Annotated in this window: 4 protein-coding genes; 1 reads left to right on the plus strand and 3 read right to left on the minus strand. The window is 55.6% G+C overall.

The features are described from left to right. Positions 1 to 1486: alpha/beta hydrolase family protein (locus tag B2R17_RS10775; protein ID WP_286763980.1), on the plus strand; the 1486-nt coding region annotated here is incomplete at its 5' end. A gap of 182 nt (positions 1487 to 1668) precedes the next feature. On the opposite strand, the gene B2R17_RS10780 is transcribed toward B2R17_RS10775, so the two are convergent. The 3 genes from B2R17_RS10780 to B2R17_RS10790 form a co-directional block, all read right to left on the minus strand. Beyond that, positions 1669 to 2139, minus strand: coding sequence for a hypothetical protein (locus tag B2R17_RS10780; protein ID WP_286763981.1), 471 nt, complete (start codon positions 2137 to 2139; stop codon positions 1669 to 1671). Positions 2140 to 2170: 31 nt separating this feature from the next. Beyond that, positions 2171 to 3223, minus strand: a complete 1053-nt coding sequence (locus B2R17_RS10785; protein ID WP_286763982.1) for a DNA glycosylase AlkZ-like family protein — start codon at positions 3221 to 3223, stop codon at positions 2171 to 2173. Between the two features lie 301 nt (positions 3224 to 3524). Beyond that, entirely contained in the window at positions 3525 to 4823 is a 1299-nt protein-coding gene (locus B2R17_RS10790) for a 3-keto-disaccharide hydrolase (RefSeq protein ID WP_286763983.1), read from the minus strand. Positions 4824 to 4888 lie beyond the last annotated feature (65 nt).

The raw sequence follows: 4888 nt of genomic DNA on the forward strand, positions 1-4888 counted from the left end.
GGCGGGCGTCGAAGCCTGGAACAGCACGCGGGCGATCGATGTGCTGCAAGCTCGAGCCGACGTCGATCCCGATCGGATTGGTGTGACGGGGCGAAGTGGCGGCGGAGCCTATTCATGGTGGGTGGCCGCGATTGACGAACGTATCCGAGCGGCGGTGCCGGTGGCTGGGATTACCAGTCTGCACAACCATGTGGTCGATGGCTGCGTCAGTGGGCACTGCGATTGCATGTACATGGTCAACAGATATCGCTGGGATTTCCCGATGGTCGCCGCGTTGGTTGCTCCACGACCGTTGCTGATCTCCAACTCCGACCGCGATTCGATCTTTCCGTTGGAAGGTGTCGTGGACGTCCACGCCAAGGTGCGAAAAATTTACGAGCTTTATGGAGCGGAGGAAGACCTCGGTTTGCAGATCACTTCCGGTCCGCATAGTGACACTCAAGAGCTACGCATTCATGCGTTTCGATGGATGAATCGCCATCTGAAAAAAGATGAGTCACTGGTCGACACCGTGGCGACCAAACTCTTCGACACCAAACAGCTGCAGGTGTTTGATGAACTGCCGGAGGACGAACGCGTGACAACGATTCACGAAACCTTTGTTCCCAAAGCAACACTTGAGAAAACGTCATCAACACCTGAAGAGCTGGCAACGTTGAGTGAACATTGGAAAGAACAACTTCGTGAAATGACGTTCGCGGGTTGGCCGGATGATGTTTCAATAGAACAAACGTTGGAAGTGGTCGAGCAACTCAAACGCGACGATGCTGAGGTCACCTTTGCACAGTACACGAGCCAAGACCCATATGTCCTGCCATTGATCGTCGTGCATCCAGCCAAAGCGGAGAGCGATACTTCACCAAAGGAGCCAGCCACGGCAGGTTCGCCCGTCGATGTGGTTGTGTTGGATCAAGCGAGTTGGGAACGAGCTGCGTCCGGCCTGGCGGTTGTCGCCCCGCAACGTTATCCGAACGTGCAGCCTTCTCAGGATGTTTGGAACGAGATGATCGACTCGGGGCGTCCGACGGTCTTGATCGCACCTCGCGGAGTTGGCCCGACCGAATGGTCGCGTGATGAGCGAGAGAGAACACACATTCGTCGCCGTTTCATGCTGTTGGGACAAACTGTTGCCGGTATGCAAATTTACGACGTCGTCAGCGCCTTGAAAGCACTGAGTGGACTTCGAGATGACTTGGCATTGGCCGGTCCATGGACATTGAGTGGAAAGAGCGATTCGGCGTTCATCGCGTTGCATGCTTCCGTTTGGTCGGACTCCATTGCCAATTTGAAACTGTTGGATCTTCCGACATCCAATCGAGATTCACCGGATTTGTTGAACGTCAGCCGGGTGCTCGATCTGCCTGAACTTCTCGGCATCGCAACAGGCGACGTCGAGGTGTCGATCGGAGGCAGCACCCAGGCTGAGTGGCGGAAGAAGGCTGAGTCAAACCCACTTCTTTCCAGCGTTGGTTGGATAGCCGAGTGACGGGAACGACGGGTGGGTGAGCGGACTTTCGACAGCCGGTGTGGTCGCGTGCAGTTGTTCCGTGGTCGCGGGACTGATTGCATTCGCAGTGGTCGCGAGAAAGCGAGGCCGTCGCGTCAGCTCATTGCCTTGAGTTGTGCTTTGACTGAACACGTCGGGCGTGACGTGACATGAATTGCAACTCAGCGTTCTTCGGAACCTTTCAACTCCGTTTTCAGCGACTCTTCGGTGCGTCGCTCTTTCTCGGTTGGTATCGGCAGTGACTTTCGTTTCACTGGTCTTTGATACCAGCCTCCGCGATAGACGCTTAGCACGCCAAACTTGTAGCGGGCGATTAAGCCAGCGGACAACATGCCGATAAATACTATCGGAAAGAAATAGCCAATTTCGAATCGACCGAACAACGCGGGGGCCAAGAGGCTGAACGATAGTGTGGCGACAATGAGAGAGCGAATCCATTCATGTCCTTTCGGCATCTCGACGAACATTCGAGCTCCGCAACCTTTGCATTCGTATTGCAATGAGAACAATACGGAGCCGATTTCGTTCGTTGTCCGGCAAAGCGGGCATTCATTTCTGGCGATTGCAGGAGGAGCGGTTGGCTCCGATTCCGGCGGTGGAGTTGACGGCGTTTGATAAGGGGTCGCACTCATTCAATCGGTTCGCTCAAAAATGATTCTGACTTTAGCCAAGTGTTACTTCCTGGATGCTTTGATCGAGTCCTAGAAATTCCGACAGTCGATTGACTTCCGACTCTGCGGCTAGACGGAAGGTTCGCTCCTTTGGACGGCGATCGATATAACCAAAGTCAACTTTTAAACCTCCTGCTTCCACGACAGCGTTTGCCCAACCAATGATTTGGTCTCGCCAGAGAACCGGCATGGCATAGTAACCTAGTTTGCGTTTGTGCTTGGGCGTGTAGGCTTCGAAGCGGTAGGTCCAATTCCAAAGGTGCTCGAATCGGGTTCGGTCTCGAACGACCGGATCGAACGGTGCAAGAATGCGAACGATATCCGTTTTCATCCTTCCGCGCCGTCCGGAGTCCAGCGACAAGTATTCGACCTCGTCGATCGTGTCGACGCGTATTCGACCAGCGTCGATCAATCCTTGCAGGCACCTTCGTCGATCGGCGACACTTTCGACCAAGTATTTGAAGTGAGACAGTTCGCTGAGCAGAAATCGACGTGTCGTCGCGCCCATCGCTTGCAGCGTTGCGAGCATGATTTCTTGCAGCCGTTCCTCTGGGGGCCGCGTTGGTTCAATCTCATCGGCCACTTCATAAACGCGGATGCCATTGTTCCGGTTGGCGACTCGTAGAGCACCGCGATTGTGCAGTGACTCCATGGCCATTTTCGCCGACCGAGAGAATCCGCCCCAGTAGTTTTTGACGCGTTCGCCACCGACATGCGATTCCAAGTCTTTGGAATGCATCGGGCCGTGTTGCCGAATCACATCGAGCGTTTTGCGATGTTCGGCGGTCAGTTTCTTCTCCGTTTTGGGGTGCACGATTCGCCAAAGATCTTTTGAGAGGAATCCGTAGGCGTACAGATAGCATTCCTCCAAATCGAGATCCGGGTAGTGGCGTTCCAGGTCTCCCGCACGATAGTTTTTGACACGATGTCGGAGGATCAGATCCTGAGCTCGTGCTGGGCAACGAATCGGATCGGCTTGGACGAAACCGAGACGTTCGATCACGTCGGCCAACCCGCAGGGTGAAAACAAGCTGTCGGTCAGCACTCGTTTTCGAAATTGATCCAGGGACGGCATAACTGCTTAGGTGCGAGGGTCTCGGGGCTTCCACCCCGAGCTATTGATGACGGCCCCTTCCGGGGCGGTTTGGCATGCACGGCTCCGGAGGAGCCCTCGTTTTTAGCTCGGGGCGGAAGCCCCGAGACCATTGGTGAATATGACAACGTCGCCCCGGACGGGGCCGTCGTCAAGCATGCAGCACATCCATTCACACCATGTTTTAGCGACTCGTCCCCTCGCCCACTGGCTGGAGTTCTTACCCACCGCACTTGGCTAGTGGCGCGTTCGACTACTCTTCCTGAGACTTCGGAGGGAACGAGTCGCTTGCTGCGATCCCTCGGTCCAGTACCCAAACGTTGCGGAATCGGACGGGGTCGGAGTGATCTTGCAACAGAGTCGGCAATGGAAGAGCTTCCTCGGCTTTGCCGGCGCCGGTTGGACCTGGCAACGCGACGTTGTCTTGGACCTTCACGCCATTGACCCACGAGGTCACGTGAGCGGGACGCAGCTTCTTGCCGTCGGCGCCGAATCGTGCGGCGGTGAAGCGGATGTCATAGGTTTGCCATGTGAGTGGTGGGAAAGCCATGTTCAAACGTGGTGGCTTGAATCGATAAAGAGCACCCAGGCCATTGAAGACTCGTTCGGTACCAAACGAATCAAGAATCTGACACTCGTATCGGCTCTGCAAATAGATGCCACTGTTGCCGCGTTGTTGACCTTGTTTGCCTGGCATGTGAGGAATGCGGAATTCCAAGTGTAGGTCAAAATCGTTGAGCAACCAATTGACGTTGGCACCGTGAGCGAGCAAGCCTTCGTCGGTGATCCGAGCCTTTGTGAATTGATCCGTGTTCTCGCCGTTGAAGAGCACGAGTGCTTCCTTAGGCGGTTGCGCACCCATGGTGGAGCTGGTTCGAATCACGCGAGGCAATTCACCGAGTGAGTCACCGTCGAAATTGATCAAGCGACATTTCTCGGGACCAGCAAACAATGCCCATGGTCCACCGGACAGAACCAGCGTCTCTCCGTTGCGGCGGCCGATCAAACGGAGTTGCGTTGCCTCGTTGAATTTCTCATCGCCGGGAAGTCCACCTTCGTAGGCGAGGGCTTCGAACTCACCCGAACCGAGGGCACGAATTTGAATTCCGAAACGTTGGTTGGCGGCCTCGGTTTGAATCGAAACGTCGCCGGCGTATTCACCGATCAATTTGTAATCGACGGAGGCTGGGCCATCGGTGGGTGGCAAGGTCCAGACACCCTTTTCGACCCAGGCCGGATCTGGTTTGGGCTCGGACGGTTGTTCTTTGGATTCTTCCGTCGCCTCTTCTTTTGGGGCGTCTGCCGCTTTGTCGGCTTTCTTCTCCGACGCCTTCACTTCCTTGGCGTCTTTGGAGGCGTCCTCAGCCTTCTTTTCGGCCTTTTCCTGGGCCGGTTTGTCCTCGGATTTGGAGTCGTCCGACTTCTTGGCGGCGACGGAGTCCTTTTCTTGTGCCGACACTGTCTGCGGCGTCAGCGACACCGTCAGGCACAGAGCGAGCAAACCCGTGAAAACGCGTGGGGTTGGGGTCGCGAGAAATTTGCGAAATGACATACTCGAACGGGTCTCGTGCTTTCGGGGATGGTGGGCAGTCTGGGGGGAGCGGCTGTGTTGTTTTT

Origin of the sequence: Rhodopirellula sp. UBA1907 (genome assembly GCF_002337565.1) — a bacterium.
GTDB classification, from domain to species: domain Bacteria; phylum Planctomycetota; class Planctomycetia; order Pirellulales; family Pirellulaceae; genus Rhodopirellula; species Rhodopirellula europaea.